The following is a 19,928-nucleotide window of genomic DNA, read 5'->3' as shown; positions in this document are numbered from 1 at the left end:
AGTCACTTGTGTCTGATAATAGTCGTAGCTATCACCTCAACAAGTGCCCACACATCTGTCTTCGTCTATTTGTTAAGCAACCCCTGATCGCCAGGATTCAGGGTGTCAATCAGGTCGCTTTCGCTGCCAGCCGCTTGGCTGCTCTCCCTGACTGAGGACGCGCATTATACGGATCGTTTCGGATGCCGCAAGCACTTTTTGTAAAAAACTTTCAGGCTTCTTACAAACCCGGGAGAGTTCGAAAACCGCTTCCGGGGGCGCCTCAACGCGAGGTGCGCATTCTACGCAAAACGCTCCCTTGCGCAAGGGCGTTTGGAAAAAATTTCAGACTTTTGTTACCTGCGGCCAGCCGCGCCGAACACGCCATGCCAGCAGCAGTGCGACAACCCCAATGTAGAACAGGGCCTCCCCCAGGTCGGAACGGGCCTGCCACATTAAATGCAGGCAGGCCAGTACCGCGGCCGGATAGATCAGCCGATGAAGACGCTGCCAGTTGCGCCTGAGCCGGCGCTGCCACCCGCGGGTGGAGGTAAACGCCAGTGGCAGCAGCAATACCCAGGCCGCAAAGCCAACGGTGATGTAGGGGCGCTCCGCCAACTCCTCCAGCAGGATGGCACCCGACCAGCCGAGGTAGAAGTGCCCAAAGGCCAGCAGGTGAACACAGGCATAAAAAAACGCATAGAGCCCCAGCATACGGCGCAGGCGCATAATCCAGGCCTGGCCTGTCCACTGACGCAGGGGCGATACCAGCAAGGTGATGGCCAGTAGGCGCAGGGACCATTCGCCCGTTTGCAGCATGAGGGTTTTGGCCGGGTCGGGCCCCAGGCCTCCAAACACTGCCTGCCACAGCAGGATGCTGAAAGGAGTCAGGCAAAGCAGAAATACCGACAGCCGGATGAAGCGCTCGCGCATCAGTAGAACTTGCGCAGGTCCATGCCGCGGTACAAACCTGCTACCTGCTCCTCATAGCCATTGAACTTGCGTGTTGGGATGCGGTTGGGGTTGAACAGGGTCGATGGCAGGCGCCGCTCGTACTTCTGGCTCCAGCGCGGGTGGTCGACATCTGGATTCACGTTGGCATAAAAACCGTATTCGTGCGGCGCCAGGTTTTGCCAGGAGGTCTCTGGCTGCTGATCCACCAGGCGGATGCTGACAATCGATTTGATGCTCTTGAAGCCATACTTCCAGGGCACAACCAGCCGCAACGGTGCGCCGTTCTGCTCCGGCAGGGTTTTGCCGTAAAGCCCCACCGCCATAATCGTCAGGGGATGCATGGCTTCGTCCATGCGCAGCCCTTCGCGGTAGGGCCAGTCGATGATGCTGGTAATAGAGCGGGTGCCGCGCATCTCCTCCGGCCGGTAGAGGGTCCTGAACTCCACAAACTTTGCGTCGCTTTGCGGCTCAACGTGCTTGAGCAACTCAGCCAATGGAAAGCCCACCCAGGGAATCACCATGGACCAGGCTTCCACACAGCGCAGCCGGTAGATGCGTTCTTCAAGATCAAACCGACCAAGGATGTCTTCCAGATGGAGTATGCCCGGCTCGTTGACCAGTCCGCCAACCTCGACCGACCACGGGTCGACGCTCATCTCGGCGGCATAACGGGCGGGGTCATCCTTGTCGGTGCCGAATTCGTAGAAGTTGTTGTAGCCACTGACGTGTTCATAGGGCGTCAGTTCATCAGTCGCCGACAACGGCTGGGCCGTTTCGATGAAATCCAGCGGCTGAGGCTTCCGGGCCACGCCGGCGCCCGCCGGCAGTGATGTCCCGAGGGCCAGCGCGGACATGCCCAGGCCAGCTGCGCGCATCAGGTCGCGGCGGCGCAGGTAGACAGACTCGGGTGTGATTTCGCTCGATGGGATGGGCGGACAGATCATTCGCGATGACATGGCGGGCACTCCTGCATTGCTCGGTTTTCGTTCCCTGACATCGGCCTATCGCTCGCGTCACGGCAACGCCCTCTGTTGATGTGAGAGGGCTGCGCGCGAAGAAGGTTCCCGCCCTAGCGCTGCCCAGGCTGGCCCTGTCCGGCCTGGCGCTGGCGCCAGTTACGTACCTGCAGCACCGGCCCGGAACAGGCGTAGGCGAGGAAGGCGAGCAGGAAGACCAGCGGCGGGTCGAGGGTCACCAGGCCGAATACGATCACCACCAATACGATGACCACAAAGGGAACGCGGCCGCGAAAGTCCACCCCTTTGAAGCTGTAGTAGGGGAAGTTGGCGATCATCAAAAGGCCCACGGCGGCGGTGAGTATCGCCACCAGGATCGACACTTCCATCGGCAGGGCGGCGCCCACCCAGCCCTGGTCGTGGCACACCCACACAGTACTGGCGATGATGGCCGCGGCAGCTGGGCTGGCAAGGCCGGTGAAGTAGTTTTTGTCGGCGGTATCGATGCGGGTATTGAAGCGGGCCAGGCGCAGGGCGGCACAGGCAACGTAGATAAAAGCGGCACTCCAGCCGAACTTCCCAAGATCCCCCAGCGCCCAGCTGAACATTACCAGTGAGGGCGCCACACCAAAGGACACCATATCGGCCAGGCTGTCGTACTCGGCGCCAAATTTGCTGGTGGTGTGGGTGAGGCGCGCTATGCGCCCGTCCAGCCCATCCAGCACGCCGGCGGCGAAGATGGCAATGGCGGCACTTTCGAAGTCGCCGCGCATGGCGGCAATAACAGCGTAAAAGCCCGCGAACAGCGCGCCGGTGGTAAACAGGTTGGGCAACAGGTAGATGCCCTGGCGACGCACGGTCCGGCCATTCTCGGACACCTCTTCCTCGTGTTCATCGACCAGCAGGTCGAGGGAGGGAGCAACCCCCGAAGGCGCTGCGGCACCGGGCTCTTCAACCCCCTGTTCCGGTGATTCGTGCTGGGTCATGGTGACTCCGCCATCAAAAGGGCCGCCATTGTATCAAACTGCCGGCGCAAACGTGCTGGCAGCCACATCCCAGAAGGCCCGCACACGCCGGTCATCCAGAGAGGCACGGGGTGTACACAAGCCAATGCCAAGGGCGGGCAAGGGGCGCCACACCGGCATGGCGCTGACGCGCCCCGCCAGGCCACTGGTGCGCACCACCAGCTCTGGCGCAATGCCCACCCCCAAACCGAGCCCCACCATTGCCACCACCGCTTCGTGGCCGGCCACCTGGGCGTAGATGTTCGGCTGGATGCCCTGCTCTTCAAACCACTGCTCCAGCATGTCCCGGGTGGCGCCGCGCTCGGGAACGATAAAGGGCAGGCGGCTCCAGTCGAACTCCGGCGTTGCGCTATCCCCGCTGCTGGCCATGCGCCGCACGGCGCAGTCTGCCGCGGGCATACACACCAGCATCGGGCTCTCCAGCAACTGCAGGTAGCTTACCCGGCGCGGCAGGCTGGTGGGCCGGCCCGTCACCGCCACGTCGTGCAGGCCACTGAGCACCTTGTCCACGGCATCCGCCGGGTCGCCGGTATGGAGCTGAATGTCCACCCCCGGGTGCTGGCTGCGAAAAGCCTCCAGAATGGGCGCCAGAATGCTGTAGGTGGCCGTCACCGAGCAGTACAGGCTCACCTCCCCCACCAGCGCCTCGCCGCCGCCCAGTTGGCGCCGGGTGCGATCCCAATCGTCAACGGCGCGGCGCGCGTAGTCACGAAAATCGCGCCCTGCTGGGGTCAACTGAACACTGCGCTTGTCGCGCGCCAGCAGGCTGTGGCCCAGCGCTTCCTCCAGCCGCTGCACGCTGCGGCTGACGGCGCTGACGCTGAGGTGCAACTGCTGCGCGCTGCGACTAAAGTTGAGGGTGTCGGCCACCGACAGGAAAACCTGCAGGCTGCGTAGATCCATTGTCAGCGCCTCCGCCGCCAGTACTTTATTGCACTATACGCAATACAGTTTTTTATATATAGCGTTTTACGCAATTAGCGATATGGCGTATCGTGCGCCCCTTTCCTATCCTTATCACCAGAGGTAACACCATGGGCCAGAACTACTTCAACACCCTGCCGCTGCGCCTGCAGTTGGAAGAGCTGGGTAAATGCCGCTTTATGGATCGCAGCGAATTTGCCGACGGGGTGGAAATCCTGCGCGGTAAGAAAATCGTCATCGTCGGCTGTGGCGCCCAGGGCCTGAACCAGGGCCTGAACCTGCGCGACAGCGGGCTGGATGTGGCCTACGCCCTGCGCGAAGCCGCCATCAGCGAGCAGCGCCAGAGCTGGAAGAACGCCACCGAGAACGGCTTTACCGTTGGCACCTATGAGGAACTGATCCCCACCGCCGATGTGGTCATGAACCTCACCCCCGACAAGCAGCACACCAGCGTGGTCAACGCGGTGATGCCGCTGATGAAAGAAGGCGCCTGCCTGGACTACGCCCACGGCTTCAACCTGGTGGAAGAAGGCATGCAGATCCGCAAGGACATCACCGTGGTGATGATGTGCCCGAAATGCCCGGGCACCGAGGTGCGCGAGGAGTACAAGCGCGGCTTTGGCGTGCCGACCCTGATTGCGGTGCACCGCGAGAACGACCCCAACGGCAACGGCCTGGACATTGCCAAGGCCCTGGCGGCCGGCACCGGCGGCCACCGCGCCGGCGTGCTGGAGTCCTCGCCCATCGCCGAGGTGAAATCCGACCTGATGGGCGAGCAGACCATTCTGTGCGGCATGCTGCAGACAGGCTCCATTCTCTGCTACGACAAAATGGTGGAAAAAGGCATCGACGCTGCCTATGCCTCCAAGCTGATCCAGTACGGCTGGGAAACCGTCACCGAAGGCCTCAAGCACGGCGGCATCACCAATATGATGGATCGCCTGTCCAACCCGGCCAAAGTACGCGCCTTCCACCTGGCGGAAGAGTTGAAGAACATCATGCGCGCCCTGTATGAGAAGCACCAGGACGACATTATGTCTGGCCACTTCTCCACCACCATGATGGAAGACTGGGCCAACGACGACGCCAACCTGCTCACCTGGCGCGGCGCCACCGCCGACACGGCGTTTGAGCAATCCACCAACACCGATGCCGACATTTCCGAACAGGAATACTACGACCACGGCATCCTGATGGTGGCCATGGTCAAGGCCGGGGTGGAACTGGCTTACGAGACCATGGTGGCCGCGGGCATCAAGGCGGAATCCGCCTACTACGAATCCCTGCACGAAACCCCGCTGATCGCCAACACCATCGCGCGCAAAAAGCTGTACGAGATGAACGTGGTGATCTCCGATACCGCCGAGTACGGCTGCTACCTGTTCGACCACGCCTGTCGCCCGCTGCTGAAAGACTTCATGGTCGGCATCGAAACCGACGTGATCGGCAAGGGCATTGCCGGCGACAACGGTGTCGACAATCAGGAACTGATTGCCGTCAACGACGCCATTCGCAATCACCCGGTGGAAGTCATCGGTAAAAAACTGCGCGGCTATATGACCGCCATGAAGCGTATTGTCTGATCAATGACAGCGCGCTAGCGATAAGGGGCCTGCGGGCCCCTTTTTCGTGGCCCCACAGCAGTGCCTTCTATTCGTCACACTCACGTCACATTCCCCCCCTAGCCTTGGCCCCTTCACAACAACATCTCTGAGCAGGGGACGCAGCATGCCAAGCACAATAAATTCATCCAAAACCCGACTGACACTCAAGGCCGCCGTTGTCGCTGCCAGTTGCCTGCTGGGCATGGGCGCCCAGGCCCTGCCAACGGTGGTAAGCAGCGCCAATGACAGCGGCCCCAACACCCTGCGCGATGCACTGGAAAGCGGCGCCAACGACATTGTGATCACCGCCAAGGGGCCCATCATGATCACCGAACCGCTGATCTACAGCGGCGAGCGCCCCCTATGGATTCGCGGCAATGGCCAGGCGATTCAGGCGGTGATGGACTTCACCCTGCTTGAAGTGGCCAGCGGCGTGAACCTGATTGTGGAAAACCTGGCCTTCGAGGGGCCGGGCGGGTTCGACATCGAAAACCAGTCCAGCGTAGACGCACCGGGCAAGGGTATTTTTGTGGATGTGGCCAAGGCCCGTGAGGGCTGGGTGAGCGTCAGCCTGACTGATGTACAGGTTCGCGACGTGGCCAACCACGGCATTCACATATCGGACTGTGACCTGGCGGATGCCTGTGGTGGCGGTGGCGATGGGTCCGGCGGCGGCTCACCCGCCTCCATCCTGCTGCGACTGAATAATGTACAGGTGGATAACGTTGGCCACGGCAAGTTCGACGCCGACGGCGTGCGCGTGGACGAACGAGGCGAAGGCCATATTGTGCTCCATGCCAGCCAGTCGAGCTTTACCCGCGTTGGCGCCGACGGCGTGGAACTGGACGAAGCCCAGGGCGGCTCCGCCCAGGCCTACATTGACAACAGCGTTTTCAACGACAACGGCGCCTATTGCAATCCCGCCCTGCTGGAACCCCAACTGGCTACCTTCCTGGGCGATTTTGAAGCCGAGGGCGAGTTCGATGAGAGCGAGCAGGTAACGGACGCGCAGATTCCAGGGCCGCCCACTGGCACCCTGGATGATCGCTGCTTTGAGTACGCTGCGGACTACTACGACGGCGGCTTTGTGGAAGCCTATGAAATTGCCATCGACGTGGACGACGGCTTTGACATCGACGAGTCCGACGACGGCCTGCTGAAGGCCGTGCTGCGCAATACCCAGGTCCACAACAACTTCGACGAAGGCGTGGACTTTGACGAGGCCGGCAGGGGCAACGTCAATGTCAGCTTCATTGGCTCGGCGGCCAATGGCAACGTTGACGATGGCTTCAAAGTCTCTGAAGCCGACGGTGCAGGCATCGAGGCTCTGGTCTTTGAGGTAGAGGCACGCGACAACGGCGGCAAGGGTATTGTGCTGGAGGAAGCCGACAACGGCAGCGTGAACGCCCGGGTGATTGCAACGCAAACCCGCAACAATGACGACAGCGACGATACCGGCCTGGAAGTGGTGCAGGAAGACCAGGGCAGTGGCCAGCTGCGTGTGGAGGATTCGACGCTGGAAGATGGCATGGATGTAGAAGGCGTTGAGGTGACCGAGGGCTGAGGCGACGCCCTTCTCAAAGACCTGCTCCAGGGTCCGCCCCACCCCCCCTGCGCGGCCCCACCACCGGGGCCGCAACGGCCGCTTGCTGTCGGGCTGGGGATTTCCCTGCCCATGCGCTAACCTTGTCGCTTTTTAGCCAGCGGAGTAGCCATGCGCCTTTCACTGATCCAACGCGCCCTGGTGGGCGGACTGATTCTGGCCACCAGCGGCCACACCCTGGGAGATGACAACCTGCAGCGCGCCAGGGAACTGGCCAACACCTACCTGTTGGTGGACACGCATATCGATGTGCCCTACCGGCTGCACGACCACTGGGAGGACGTGACCCAGGCCACCGAGAAAGGCGAGTTCGACTATCCCCGCGCCGTGGCCGGCGGCCTCAATGTGCCCTTCATGTCCATCTACACGCCGCCGTCTGCGGAACTGGATGGCAGCGCCTACAACCTTGCCAACAACCTGATCGACCAGGTGGAGGCCATCGTTGCCAGGGCGCCGGACAAGTTCGGCATTGCCGCCACCCCCGCCGATGCCCAGCAACTGGTTGCCGACGGGCGGATTGCCATGGCCCTGGGGATGGAGAACGGCGCGCCAATTGCCGGCGACCTTAACAAGCTGCGCCACTTTCGCGATCGCGGCGTTAGCTACATCACCCTCGCCCACGGCCTGTCCAACCACATCAGCGATTCCTCCTACGATGATGTGCGCTTCTGGAATGGCCTGAGCCCCTTTGGCGCGCAACTGGTACAGGCCATGAATCGGCTCGGGGTGATGGTGGATATATCACACCTGTCGGATGCAGCGGCGGCCGAAGCCATCGCCCTCAGCACCGTGCCGGTGATCGCCTCTCACTCGTCCATGCGCAAGTTCACCCCCGACTTCGAGCGCAACCTCGACGACAAGCTCACCAAGGCCCTGGCCAAGCGCGACGGGGTGGTGCTGATCAACTTTGGCTCCAGCTTTATCACCCAGGACGCCAACCGCTACTTCAAAACCTATGGCGAAGCCGCCGACGCCTATGCCGAGCGCTACGGCCTGGCGGAACACGCCCCGGAGATGGCGGCCTTTGAGGCCGACTACCGCGCCAAGCAGGCCTTTCCCTTCGCCACGGTCAGCGATGTGGCGGACCATATAGACCACGTCGTCAAGATTGCCGGCATTGACCATGTCGGCATCGGCTCGGATTACGATGGCGTGGGCGACAGCCTGCCGGTGGGCTTGAAGGATGTCTCCACCTACCCCAACCTCATCGCGGAACTGCTGGCACGACGCTACAGTGAGGCGGACATCGAGAAACTGCTCGGCGGCAACCTGATGCGGGTGTGGAAGGCCGTAGTGGCCGGCGTAGAGCGGGCGTAGAGCGGGCGTAGAGGAGGCGTAGAACGGCCTTGGAAAAGGCGCGGGGAAAATACACCGCCCCCCCGGCGCCGGCGGCACCCTGATCGGCGTGCCGCCCGGGCAGCCGCCCTAGCCGGGCAGGGTAACGTTCAGCTCCAGCACGGAGCAGTTGCCGTTCTCATCCACCTGCACCTGTACGTCGTCTTGCTCCACCGGCACGTACTTGCGGATCACCTCGAGGATTTCCTGCTGCATGCGCGGCAGGTAGTCCGGCTGGTTACGCTGGCCCCGTTCATGGGCCACGATGACCTGCAACCGCTCCTTGGCGGTGGCCGCCGAGCGGGGGCTCTGCTTGCTGCGAAAGTAGTCGAGAAAACTCATCCCCGCCCTCCCAGCAGGCGCTTGAGGAAGCCCTGCTTCTGCTCGTCCAGGAATCGGTGGGCCCGGTCTTCGCCCAGCAGGCGGTCCACGGCGTCGCTGTAGGCCTGGCCAGCCTGGGCGTCGACGTTGAGAATAACCGGCTCACCCTGGTTGGAGGCTTTCAGCACATCCTGCGACTCGGGAATGACCCCCAGCAGCGGAATGGCGAGGATCTCCTCCACGTCGGCAACGCTCAGCATCTCGCCGGCGCTGACCCGGGTGGGGTTGTAGCGGGTCAGCAGCAGGTGCTCCTTCACTGGGTCCTGCCCTTCGCGGGCACGCAGGGACTTGCTCTGCAGGATGCCGAGGATGCGGTCCGAGTCGCGCACCGACGACACCTCCGGGTTGGTGACCACAATCGCTTCGTCGGCGAAGTACAGGGCCATCTGGGCGCCCTTCTCAATGCCGGCCGGCGAATCGCACACAATGTAGTCAAAGCGGCCCTTGAGTTCCTCCAGCACCTTGCTCACACCTTCTTCGGTGAGGGCATCTTTGTCGCGGGTCTGGGAGGCGGGCAGGATGAACAGGCCTTCGGTGCGCTTGTCTTTGATCAGGGCCTGGTTGAGGGTAGCTTCGCCGTTGATCACGTTGACGAAGTCGTACACGACCCGGCGCTCGCAACCCATGATGAGGTCCAGGTTACGCAGGCCCACATCAAAGTCGATGATGACGGTGCTGTGTCCGCGCTGGGCCAGGCCGGTGCCAATGGCGGCGCTGCTGGTGGTTTTGCCGACCCCACCCTTGCCGGAGGTCACTACGATGATTCTTGCCACAAACGGGCTCCTGTCTGAAGTTGGAAAGTAATAGAACGTTAGTTACAGCGCAGAAACACTCAACACATCGCCGTCCAGGGCCACCTGGGCGGGCTTGCGCAACACGGTATCGCCAAGGGCATCGCTGAGCAGGAAGTGCCCGGCCACGGAAATCAACTCGGCATCCATGTGCTGGCAGAAAATGCGCGCCGTGGCATCGCCGTGAACCCCCGCCAGGGCGCGCCCGCGCAGGGGGCCGTAAATATGGATGTTGCCGTCTGCCAGCACCTCGGCCCCTTCGGACACCGGCGCCAGCACAATCAAATCGCCGCCCTCGGCATAGATTTGCTGCCCCGAGCGCACCGGCCGGGTGATGGTGCGCGTCGGCCGCCCAGCAGATACCGGCTGCTGCTCGGTACGCACTTCGATATCGGGCGCCGGCTCCTGTGGCGGCGCCTCGATCGTGCGCCCGCGACCACCACCTGGGGGCAGCACGGCAAGGCCGGTATGCGCAGCAACTTCCTGCAAACCATCCGGCACCGCGCGAAAAGCGATGGGGCGCAGCCCCTGGTCGCGACAGTGCTGCAGCATGGCGGCAAGGTCCACCGCGCCGCAGTCAGCGGGTAGCGACTCCAGACTGATAACCACCGGCGAGCCCTGGAACAGCCCCGGCGCACGGGCGACCCGTTCGGCAAGCTGGACGGGGAAAGCCTCTGAATCGTATTGATGGAGTTCAAGGACAACAACAGTGACGGTACTGCCTTTCAGCAGGAAGTCGGGGGTGCTCATACAGCGCGGCACTACTTCTTTATTACAGCAGATGGAGGCAGCCATTATGGGGCGGCCCGGGCAGGAGTCAACAGGCATAAGGCACCAGCGACCCTCGTCACACCCAAGCGGGGCAGGCTGGTCTACACTGGAGCACAAGCGCCGGCGACGGATCGCCGTACAAAAAATAACCAAGGGGGCCCACTTGACCAAAACGCTGAGCACAGCACTGAAATTGGTTGCCGCCTACGCCGTGGTGGGCGCCCTGTGGATAGCCCTTTCAGACGCGGCGCTGCAGGAACTGGCCGGCACGGACATTAACCAGCTCAGCCGCCTGCAAAGCTACAAGGGCTGGTTTTTCATCGCCCTGACCTCTGTGCTGCTGTTCGTCCTCAGCTACTATTTTCTGCGCCAGATCACCCGGCTGCAGGAGCTTGACCCGCAAACCAGCCTGCCCCGCCACACCCTGTTTTTGACCCACCTGGACGATGTACTGCAGGCGCCGGATGGCTCCACCCGCCCCTTTCTGGTGCTGTTTCTGGATATCGACCGCTTTAATGACCTGACCGCCCGCATCGGCCGCCAGCCCGCCGATGCCTTTACCATCCGCTTTGGCGAGGCGCTGCGCGCCGGCCACAGCGCCGACGCCCTGCTTTCGCGCCTGGGCTCCGACGAATTCGCTGTGGCTATACCGCTGGACAACAGCGGCCGGCCGCACAAATACCACACCACCCGTTTGCGGGCCCTGTTCAACCGCGTAGCGCGGGAATCCGGCCTCGATTTGACCTGCTCGATCGGCGCGGCACTGGCCCCGGACGATGGCCGGGAGGCCTCTGTGCTGCTCTCGGCCGCGGGCAAGGCACTGCGGGCGTCCCGCCCCCTGGGTACAGACCAGATCAGCTACTTTAATGAGCAGTGGGACAAACTGGAGAAGAACCGACGCTCGCTACTGCAAGACCTGCGCCGCGCCATCGACAACGCAGACCTGCAAGTGCTCTACCAGCCACAGCTACATCTACAGCAGCAGCGCATCAGCGGCTGCGAGGTGCTCGCCCGCTGGCACTGCCCCACACGGGGCGCCGTGCCGCCCGATGAATTCATTCCACTGGCCGAGGAGCATCACCTTATCGCACCGCTCACCCGGCTGGTGATTATGAAGTCCTGCACGGAGCTGGGCGAGGCGGGCCTGCTGGGCGCGCCCCTGCCCCGGGTGTCGGTGAACATCTCGGCCCAGGAATTTACCGACCACGCCTTTCTGCCGCAGATGCAGGCCCTGCTGGCGGAGTTGCACGCCCTGCCCCCGTATTTGCAGCTGGAAATCACCGAGCGGGCCGCCCTGTCGGACATCCAGCGCAGCATCAAGCACGTGGGCACACTGCGCGAGCAGGGACTGCGTTTTTCCATCGACGACTTTGGCACGGGCTATTCCGGGCTGTCGCTACTGCGCGATTTACCGGTGGATGAACTCAAGATCGACCGCAGTTTTATTGTGGACCTGCAATCCCAGCCGCGCAGTGCGGCCATCGTGCGCGCCATTATTGGCCTGGCGGACAACTTTGGCCTGTCGGTGGTCGCTGAAGGGGTGGAGAACGCATCGCAAATGGAAGCGTTGCACCAGTGCCACTGCGAAGAGGTACAGGGCTACTGGATAGCCCCGCCCCTGGATATCACCGCATTCAGCAACTTCCTGCACCAGACGCCCGCTCACCTACAGGGCCGGGCCTGAGCGGTGGATGCGCCCCGCGCAGATTAACCCCGCGAAGGCCCGATAACCCCCGCAAAAGCGCGGAGAGCGTTACTGCGCCTCGTCGGCGTAGGGGTTGCCGCCACCGCCGGCAATCCAGCGATCCAGCTCGGCTTCCAGTACCGGCAGCGGCACGGAGCGCAGCCCCAGTATCACGTCGTGGAAGTAGCGCTGGTCAAAATCGGCGCCAAGGGCGTCCTCGGCTTCTGCGCGCTTGCGGCGAATCAGCATCTCACCCAGCTTGTAGGCCAGGGCCTGGCCCGGCCAGGAAATGTAGCGGTCTACCTCGGTGGTCACCTCGTGGGTGGACAGGGCGGTGCGCTCGCCCAAAAAGGCCAGCGCCCGCTCACGACTCCAGCCCATGTAGTGCACCCCGGTGTCGATCACCAGGCGGCAGGCGCGCCACATTTCATAGGACAGGCGGCCGAAATCCTCGTAGGGGGTTTCATACACCCCCATCTTGGTGCCGAGCCATTCGGTGTACAGGCCCCACCCTTCCCCATAACCGGAGAAGTAGTTATCCCGCCGGAAGCGCGGAATATCACCCGGCGCCTCCTTGGCGATGGCCGCCTGCAGGGCGTGGCCCGGGGCGCATTCGTGCAGGGTCAGGGCCGGCAGGTTGAACAGGGGGCGCGATGGCAGGTCGTAGGTGTTCATCAGGCAGCTGTTCAGCCCGCCGCGGCCACTGGTATAAAAAGGGGCGATGGCATCGGGCACCGGCAGAATGGTAAAGCGGCGGCGCGGCAAAAAGCCCAGCACTTCACCCATGTAGCCATCGGCCTTCTTGGCCACGTAGGCAGAGTAGGACAGCAGCTCCCGCGGCGTTTTGGCGTAGAACTGGGGGTCGGTGCGCAGGAACGCGATAAAGGCCTGAAGGTCCCCGTCAAAGCCGGTTTTGGCGATAACGGCTTGCATCTCTGCCTCGATACGCGCCACTTCGTCCAGGCCGCGCTGGTGTATCTCTTCGGGGCTCAGGTCCAGGGTGGTGTAGGCGCGAATCTGGGCCTGGTAGAAGGCTTCGCCGTCGGGCAGGTCCCTGACGGCCAGGCTGGTGCGCGCCTGCTTAAGGTATTCATCGCGCATGAAGTCCAACACCTGCGTATAGGCCGGCACCACCGCTTCATTAATCGCGGCCCTGGCATCGCGCTCAAGGGCCTGGCGCTCGCTACCGGTGATGCCCTGCGGCATGTCGGCCAGCGGCGTCCAGAAGGGGTTACCCTCCCCCGTCGCCAGATAGGCTTCCAGCGATTTTTCACGCCCCGCCAGGGTGACCCTCGGCACGCTGTAGCCGCGCTTCAGGCCGGCCCGCATATTGTTCACATTCTCTTCAAAGAAGCGCGGCATGTCCCGCAGGCGATCGATATAGCGCCGGTAGGCGTCGGCGTCCTCAAAGCCACCCATGCGCGGGAACAGGCCGGTCCAGAAGAAGCTGTCGGAATTGAGCGGCGCCTCGTAGGTTTTAAAGCGCACCTCGTCGGCCAGGGTCGTCACAATCTGGCGGAAGGTGTCGGCATTGATTTGCTCGGCATGGCTGAGCTGATCCGCCGGGATGGCGTCCAATTCCGCCAGCACCTGCTCCCAGTAGGCCAGGTTCTCACGCTGGGTGGCCGGATCGACCTTGGCCCAGCGCGAGCCGGCCTGCCACTCGCCGTCCTCGTCAAGCACCTTGCCCAGCCGGTCCTGGCGCCAGGCATACTCCCGCTCGTACAGGGCCTGCAGGCGGGCATCCGCTGTTGGCTGTTCTGACTTGGCCGCGGCGGCGGGCTGGGCCAGGGCGGCCGGGGCAGTCAGGGTCAAGGGAAGTGCTCCCAGCGCGAGCGCCAGGGTCAGTCGGGAAAGGGTATGCACCGCAGGTACCTCCTGATGGGCGGGGAATCCGGCACGCCACGGGCCGGCACAGGTCGGGCCTATGGTAGGGCGCCGCCGGCACCTGTCAACTTGGCGCAGAAGGAGCGCAGGCCCAAACCCCACGCCAGTACGATTTTGTGCATTTTTACCAAAACCGGGGGCAAACCATCGCCCGCAGTGAAAAGAGCGCAGCCAGCAGTGACCTCAAACTGACTTTGCACCAATGCGGTGCAATCGGCGAACAAATCGCCGCTCCCGGTAGGCCATTTTGCACCAGGAACTCACACAGATCGTTACGTGGTGTAACACAAAGGTGCTCGCCAGAAATAGCGCCTGGCTTTCTATTTAAACCCACACAGAAACCCAGGCTTTATGCGGCCTGCAGGGGCTTGCAATCCAGCTCCGATATGTAGATATTGGTAACACATCGCGGTAACGCGATCACTCAAGAACCTTCAAACACCTGCTTTAGACCGAGGTAACACCCATGAAACAGCTACTTGCTATCCCCGCCCTGCTGCTGGCCGCCGGCGCCATGGCCGAATGCCCCGCCCAATTCCCCAGTGAAGCTCCCGCCGTACCTAGCGGCCAGAACGCGACTCACGAACAAATGTACCAGGCCCAGGTTGCAGTGAACGCCTACGTTGACGCGATTGAAAACTACCTGGACTGCCGCTCGGAACTGCACCCGCTGCAGCAAAGCCGCAGTGTTTACCTGGCTGAATCGGTTGCCGATAGCTACAACGCTGAACTGGCCAAGTTCCGCGCCCGGGAAAACATGCTCGCCACCAACTGAGCTGGCAATCCCTTCGACGCTGGACCGCGATAACCATAAAGAGCGGTCTGCGCCACCCCTGATCACCGCCCCGCTGTAACCTACCCCCTTTCTACCAGCCCCTTTAGATTGCCACGGCGGCGCAGCTGTGCTCACCTTGGCAGCCAACACCAACCCGCCCGGGGAGCCTGTCGCCATGAACTACTGGCTACTGAAAACAGAACCTGACGAATACAGCCTTGAGCATTTGCGCAGCGAACCGTCAGGGCAGGCCAGATGGGATGGAATAAGGAACTACCAGGCACGCAACCTGCTGCGCGACGCGGTAGCTGCCGGTGACCAGGTGCTGATCTACCACAGCCAGTGCCGCCAGGTGGGGGTGGTGGGCCAGGCAGAGGTGGTGCGCGGTGGTTATCCGGATCCCGCCCAGTTCGACCCCGACAGCCACTACTACGACGCCAAGGCCAGCGCCGACGCGCCGCGCTGGTACTGCATCGACATCCGTTTTGTGGCGGCCTTACCCCGCACCGTGACCCTCGCCGAGATCAAGCGGGAACCGCAACTGGACGACATGGTGCTGCGTCGCCAGGGCCGGCTTTCCGTGCAGCCAGTTACACGCGCACAGTGGCAGCACATCCTCAGCATGGCCAAGCGCGGGCAATAGTGCCGCATACAGGCATTGTCAATGTGATTCCTTTTGGCCTAACCTGATACACAACCCGTCGGTGGCGCCTCATCCCGGCGGGCAATAGCTATAAAAATCAATCAAGAGGGATCGTTCATGTCAGTGTTCTTTCAACGTGCACCACTGGTTGCGGCCGTTGCATTCGCCGGCGCCGCACAACTCAGCCAAGCCCAGCAACTCGAAGAAGTCATCGTAACGGCTCAAAAGCGGGCCGAAAGCCTGCAGGATGTACCGATATCCGTCTCCGCCGTGCAGGGCAGCAAGCTGCAGGAGGCGGGCATTCCCAACATGGCGGCGCTGGCGGACTACGTCCCCAACCTGCATATCGCCTCGGCCTCGGTCAATACCAACATCTACATGCGCGGCGTTGGCTCCGGCAACAACCAGGGTTTCGAGCAGTCGGTCGGGATGTACGTGGACGGCATCTACATGGGCCGCGGCCGCCAGTACCGGGCGGGCTTTTTGGACATTGAACGGGTAGAGGTGTTGCGCGGCCCCCAAGGCACCCTGTTTGGCAAAAATACGGTGGCCGGCGCAGTGAATATCATCTCCCGCTCCCCAGACCCGAGCGATGAACTGTCTGGCGATGTGGCGGTGTCGCTGGAGTCCTTCAACGGCAAGCAGTTTGAAGGCGGCATAGAAACCCCCATCAGCGACACCCTGGCGGCCCGCTTTGCCTTCAAAAAGCGCGAAACCGACGGCTACGTGGACAACACCCTGCTGGATGAGCCGGAAGGCCAGATTGACGAGACCTCCTACCGTTTTACCCTGGTGTGGCAGCCAACCGACAACCTGGACATCAACTTCAAGTACAGCAATACCGAGTTTGAGCGGATTGGCGCACCGTCGGCCACCAAGTACTACCTGCCCCCCGAGCAACGCGACGCCCTGTTCCCCAACCGTTCGCCCTTCGCCAGCATTGGCTACACACTCACTGACTTCTTCTACCCTGAACTGGTGGCCGAGGGGGAAAAGGAGTTCGTTACCTTCAAGGACAACGGCTACGGCACCAACCGGGCAGACGGTATTGGCATCGGCATCAACCCCGACTCCAACGACGAGGACTACGACAACTACGTGCTGGACCTGAACTGGGATGTGGGTGGCGGCACCCTGACCTCCATCACCGGCTACTCGGAATACCAGTACATCGATGGCGTGGATGTGGACTGGCTGCCCCTGCAGTTCATTCACCGCGACGATGACCAGCGCTTTGAGCAGATCAGCCAGGAATTCCGCTTTGCCTCTCCGGGCGGTGAATTCTTCGACTACGTGGCCGGTGTGTACTACGAAAAAAGCGAGCTGGAATTTGACCGCCGCGTGACCATCGATACCAACATGGACGGCCTGGTACCGCAGTTGCTTAGCGTCAACAGCCTGTTCACCCTGCTCACCAGTGGCGCCTACACCGCCAACCAGATCGCCCGCAACCACTACTACAAGCTGGATTCAGACTCCTACGCGATCTTTGGCCAGGGCACCTTCAACCTGACGGACACCTTCAGGGTGACGTTGGGGGTACGCTATACCGAGGAAAACAAGGACGTCGTCAGCAGCCAGTTCCTCTCGGATGACCTGACAGGTATCGATAATCCTTCTGACAATTTCTTCCTTGGCTTTATTGAAGCCACCAGCTTCAACACCTATCGCTACAACTTCAACGAGGACCGCACCACCGACAAGTGGATTCCCTCGCTCAACATCCAGTGGGACGTCGGCGAAGACAGCATGCTGTATTTCAGCGCCTCCCAGGGCTTCAAGAGCGGCGGCTTTACCGCGGCGGACGACCAAGAGCCCGGCCAGCTGGACATTGCCACCTACCCCTGCGTACCCGGCCAGCCCATTGAAGCCTGCTACGACCCCACCGTGCCCAACGACGACTTTGAGTTTGAAGACGAGGAAGTGGACGCCTTTGAAATCGGCGGCAAACACTCCCTGTTCGATGGCAGCATGAACGTCAACTGGGCGGCCTTCTACACGCTCTATGACAACCTGCAAACCTCCATCTTCAAGGGGGTTGGCTTTGGTGTGACCAACGCCGGTAAATCCGAAGTGCAGGGGATTGAAGTGGACATGCTGTGGCAGGCCACCAACAACCTACGCATCGGCCTGAACGGCGCCTGGCTGGATGCCACCTACGATGAGTTCGAGAACGGCCCCTGTACCGCTATCCAGCTGGATGTGGACCCCTTCTGCGGCACACCCCAGGGCTTTACCAGCAACGATTTGAGCGGCGAGGAAACCCTCTACGCCTCCGACTGGAGCGCTACTGCCTTCTTCGACTATATCTCCACCTTCGAAAGCGGGCTGGAATTCTTCCTGGGTGGCGAGGCCAATTACCGGGATGAGTTCAGTTCCTCTGGCGACAACGACCCCCTCGACTACATCGACGCCTACACCAAGGTGAACCTGCGCGCCGGGCTACGTAGCGAGCACTGGGAGATGATGGCCTACGGGCGCAACATTTTCGACGAAGAAGCCTTTGCCCAGAGCTTCGATACACCGGTACTGGCGGGCACCCACACCCAGTTCATGGAGGAAGGCCGCGTGTACGGCGTGCGCTTGAAGTTCATGTTCTAAGGCGAGCGGCGCCCGGCGCTGCAAGGCTCCGGGCGCGCAGCCCACTGCCGGGGGTCTATGAACCGGCGGCCATCAGCGGCAGGCTTTCAACCGGCATAAAAAAACCGCGCTCCTTCAAGGGCGCGGTTTTTTATGAGCGGCGGTTACAGCTTACTGCGGGGCGCCGCCGTCCAGTACCAGTTCCACACGGCGGTTGCTGGCACGGCCTTCGGCGGTGTTGTTGTCTGCAACCGGGCGCGCTTCGCCGTAGCCGATGGCGCTGATCTGCTGGGGGTTTACACCGTGCTTGTCGATCATCATCTGCCGCACGGCATTGGCCCGGCGGTCTGACAGCCACTGGTTGTAGGCATCATCACCGCTGCTATCGGCATGGCCTTCCACGCTGGCGGTCACGCCCGGGTTCTGCGCCAGGAAGGCGGCGGCCCGGGAGATTTCAGTATCAAAGTCGTGGGTGATAACGGATGAGTTGTGGCCAAACTGGACTGCCAGTTCCACCGCCACCTTGCCACCCCCCACATCGCGGTAGCGGGCGTTGCCAGCGGTGAGGCTGGCAAACAGGGCTTCCTTGTCGATTTCCACCGGCGGCGGCGGCTCCGGCGGACACAGGGCCTGGCCATTTTCGTCATCGGCGTCGCGCGACAGGTTCAGGTTCAGCTTGGCGATCTCCTCGGCGTTGATGCCCTGCATGTCCAGGGCGGCCAGCAGCAGCCCCATGTTGGCCAGGGTGCGGGCCTGGGCGGCGGCGAGGTCGGTGCGGGCGCTGACATAGGCGCGCTGGGTATCAAAGTATTCGTTCTGGGAGTCCAGCAGGTCCAGCAGGGTGCGCTGGCCAAGGTCGAACTGGTCCTGGTAGGCGCGGCGGGTTTTGTCCTGTGCCAACTGGTTGCGCTCCAGGTAGATCACCTGCTGCTCCAACGCCTGAATGTCGTTGAAGGCGATCATGGTGTTCTGGCGCACATTCAGGCAGGCCTGCTTGCGCTGTTCAATCGCGGAGTTGTAGCGGTTGTAAAACTCGCGCTTGCGGGCGCTGTCCGAGCCGCCGCGGAACAGGTTGTAGCTGGCGACCAGCTCGATGGCCTCCAGGTCGTAGCGGCCTTCCAGCCCATCGGTATCGTGTTCCACCTCGTTGCGGTAGCGCAGGTCCACCCGCGGCATGAAGGGCGCGTTGGTGGCGTTCATCGCGGCCTGGGCCGCGCGCAGGTTTTCGATGGCGGCGTCAATCTCCGGGCTTTGCTCGTAGGCCAGCTCCAGGGCGGAAGAACGCAGTTCAGGGATTTGCCCGGCCGGCACAGTGGGAATGTCCAGATCGTCGGCGGGCAGGTCGCCAATCACCCGCTGGAAGCGCGCCTGCACATCGTGCAGGTTGGTCATTTCGGTGAGCAGGTTGGACTCGGCCAGCGCAACACGGGCCGCGGCTTGCTCCAGGTCCACCCCCTGGCTGACACCACCGCCGGTGCGCTCGGCGATCTTGTCGTACACCTCGCGGTGGACGATGTAGTTGTCTTCGGCGAATTTCACCAGGTTCTGGAAGCGCGCGGTATCCAGGTAGGCCTGGGTGGCCTCCAGCGCAATTTCCTGAGAGGTGCGCTGCAGGGTGTAGTACTGAGACAGCTTCTCGTAACCCAGGCGGCGCACGGCTTCGCGGGTGGCGAAGCCGTCGAACAGCATCTGGGTAATGCTGAAGCGGGTGGCGTCGCGGGAGTAGTCGTCGAAGTCGATCAGCGGGGTTTCGCGATCTTCACGGCCTATATCGGCGTTGATATCGACACTGGGGTAGTAGCCACCTTGTGCCACACGCTGGGCCTCGCGGCTGGCCTCGAAGTCGTACCAGTTGGCAACCACGCGCGGGTTGGTGGTAACCGCCTGCTTGACCGCTGCCTCAAAACTGGAAATAGGTTCCGCCTGTACTGTGATACCTGCTGTTCCCAGTACCATGGCGACCGCCCCCGCCAACCTTCGATGACCTTTCATGTTGTCTTCCTTGTGCCTTTATATAGACGCGCTTTTTTGGTTCA

At 62.2% G+C, this 19,928-nt stretch carries 16 protein-coding genes; 7 read left to right on the top strand and 9 right to left on the bottom strand.

Annotation, left to right across the window (positions count from 1 at the left end; genetic code table 11):
* Window positions 1-324: 324 nt before the first annotated feature.
* The 4 genes from DDZ17_RS21680 to ilvY all read right to left on the bottom strand — a co-directional run bounded on the left by DDZ17_RS21680 (window position 325) and on the right by ilvY (window position 3,817).
* The gene (locus tag DDZ17_RS21680) at window positions 325-912 is read right to left on the bottom strand and encodes a protein-methionine-sulfoxide reductase heme-binding subunit MsrQ (protein WP_116369134.1); all 588 of its coding nucleotides are present in this window, start codon (window positions 910-912) and stop codon (window positions 325-327) included.
* On the bottom strand, window positions 912-1,889 hold the full coding sequence (gene msrP / locus DDZ17_RS21675; RefSeq protein ID WP_116369133.1) for a protein-methionine-sulfoxide reductase catalytic subunit MsrP: 978 nt from the start codon (window positions 1,887-1,889) through the stop codon (window positions 912-914). Before msrP ends, DDZ17_RS21680 begins: the two co-directional genes overlap by 1 nt.
* A 113-nt stretch (window positions 1,890-2,002) precedes the next feature.
* A complete protein-coding gene (gene pssA / locus DDZ17_RS21670; protein WP_116369132.1) occupies window positions 2,003-2,875 on the bottom strand; it encodes a CDP-diacylglycerol--serine O-phosphatidyltransferase in 873 nt (290 codons plus the stop codon).
* A 33-nt stretch (window positions 2,876-2,908) separates the two neighbouring features.
* Window positions 2,909-3,817: an HTH-type transcriptional activator IlvY gene (ilvY, locus tag DDZ17_RS21665; RefSeq protein ID WP_116369131.1), complete on the bottom strand. Its 909-nt coding sequence runs from the start codon at window positions 3,815-3,817 to the stop codon at window positions 2,909-2,911.
* 131 nt (window positions 3,818-3,948) lie between these two features.
* On the opposite strand from ilvY, the gene ilvC reads away from it, so the two are divergent.
* From ilvC to DDZ17_RS21650, 3 genes are all read left to right on the top strand, one after another.
* Window positions 3,949-5,421 carry a ketol-acid reductoisomerase gene (ilvC, locus tag DDZ17_RS21660; RefSeq protein WP_116369130.1) on the top strand — a complete coding sequence of 491 codons (1,473 nt, stop codon included), beginning with the start codon at window positions 3,949-3,951 and terminating at the stop codon, window positions 5,419-5,421.
* A gap of 145 nt (window positions 5,422-5,566) precedes the next feature.
* Window positions 5,567-7,006, top strand: a complete 1,440-nt coding sequence (locus DDZ17_RS21655) for a hypothetical protein (RefSeq protein ID WP_157976795.1) — start codon at window positions 5,567-5,569, stop codon at window positions 7,004-7,006.
* A 150-nt stretch (window positions 7,007-7,156) separates the two neighbouring features.
* Window positions 7,157-8,362, top strand: a complete 1,206-nt coding sequence (locus DDZ17_RS21650) for a dipeptidase (RefSeq protein WP_116369128.1) — start codon at window positions 7,157-7,159, stop codon at window positions 8,360-8,362.
* 108 nt (window positions 8,363-8,470) lie between these two features.
* On the opposite strand, the gene minE is transcribed toward DDZ17_RS21650, so the two are convergent.
* From minE to minC, 3 genes are read right to left on the bottom strand one after another with little or no spacing between them, the layout of a single operon-like run.
* The gene (gene minE / locus DDZ17_RS21645; protein ID WP_116369127.1) at window positions 8,471-8,722 is read right to left on the bottom strand and encodes a cell division topological specificity factor MinE; all 252 of its coding nucleotides are present in this window, start codon (window positions 8,720-8,722) and stop codon (window positions 8,471-8,473) included.
* Window positions 8,719-9,534, bottom strand: a complete 816-nt coding sequence (gene minD / locus DDZ17_RS21640; RefSeq protein ID WP_116369126.1) for a septum site-determining protein MinD — start codon at window positions 9,532-9,534, stop codon at window positions 8,719-8,721. The genes minE and minD overlap by 4 nt, the downstream gene beginning before the upstream one ends.
* Before the next feature lie 42 nt (window positions 9,535-9,576).
* Complete coding sequence (gene minC / locus DDZ17_RS21635; protein ID WP_116369125.1) at window positions 9,577-10,302, bottom strand: septum site-determining protein MinC; 726 nt, start codon at window positions 10,300-10,302, stop codon at window positions 9,577-9,579.
* Window positions 10,303-10,486: 184 nt separating this feature from the next.
* Between minC and DDZ17_RS21630 the strand changes: the two genes are divergently transcribed.
* A complete protein-coding gene (locus tag DDZ17_RS21630) occupies window positions 10,487-12,007 on the top strand; it encodes a putative bifunctional diguanylate cyclase/phosphodiesterase (RefSeq protein WP_170150250.1) in 1,521 nt (506 codons plus the stop codon).
* Between the two features lie 69 nt (window positions 12,008-12,076).
* Here DDZ17_RS21630 and DDZ17_RS21625 read toward each other — a convergent pair whose 3' ends face one another.
* Window positions 12,077-13,873 (bottom strand): DUF885 domain-containing protein, encoded by a 1,797-nt coding sequence (locus tag DDZ17_RS21625; RefSeq protein WP_241505995.1) that lies wholly within the window; start codon window positions 13,871-13,873, stop codon window positions 12,077-12,079.
* Window positions 13,874-14,360: 487 nt separating this feature from the next.
* Between DDZ17_RS21625 and DDZ17_RS21620 the strand changes: the two genes are divergently transcribed.
* From DDZ17_RS21620 to DDZ17_RS21610, 3 genes are all read left to right on the top strand, one after another.
* The gene (locus tag DDZ17_RS21620; protein ID WP_116369123.1) at window positions 14,361-14,669 is read left to right on the top strand and encodes a hypothetical protein; all 309 of its coding nucleotides are present in this window, start codon (window positions 14,361-14,363) and stop codon (window positions 14,667-14,669) included.
* Between the two features lie 175 nt (window positions 14,670-14,844).
* On the top strand, window positions 14,845-15,312 hold the full coding sequence (locus DDZ17_RS21615; protein ID WP_116369140.1) for an EVE domain-containing protein: 468 nt from the start codon (window positions 14,845-14,847) through the stop codon (window positions 15,310-15,312).
* A gap of 117 nt (window positions 15,313-15,429) precedes the next feature.
* Window positions 15,430-17,913: a TonB-dependent receptor gene (locus DDZ17_RS21610; protein ID WP_116369122.1), complete on the top strand. Its 2,484-nt coding sequence runs from the start codon at window positions 15,430-15,432 to the stop codon at window positions 17,911-17,913.
* 150 nt (window positions 17,914-18,063) lie between these two features.
* On the opposite strand, the gene DDZ17_RS21605 is transcribed toward DDZ17_RS21610, so the two are convergent.
* Window positions 18,064-19,884, bottom strand: a complete 1,821-nt coding sequence (locus DDZ17_RS21605; protein ID WP_116369121.1) for a TolC family outer membrane protein — start codon at window positions 19,882-19,884, stop codon at window positions 18,064-18,066.
* Between the last annotated feature and the right edge of the window lie 44 nt (window positions 19,885-19,928).

Origin of the sequence: Parahaliea mediterranea (assembly GCF_003402235.1) — a bacterium.
Lineage (GTDB): Bacteria > Pseudomonadota > Gammaproteobacteria > Pseudomonadales > Halieaceae > Parahaliea > Parahaliea mediterranea.
Note: the sequence above shows the minus strand (reverse complement) of the source record. Positions and strands in the feature narration are given on the sequence as shown.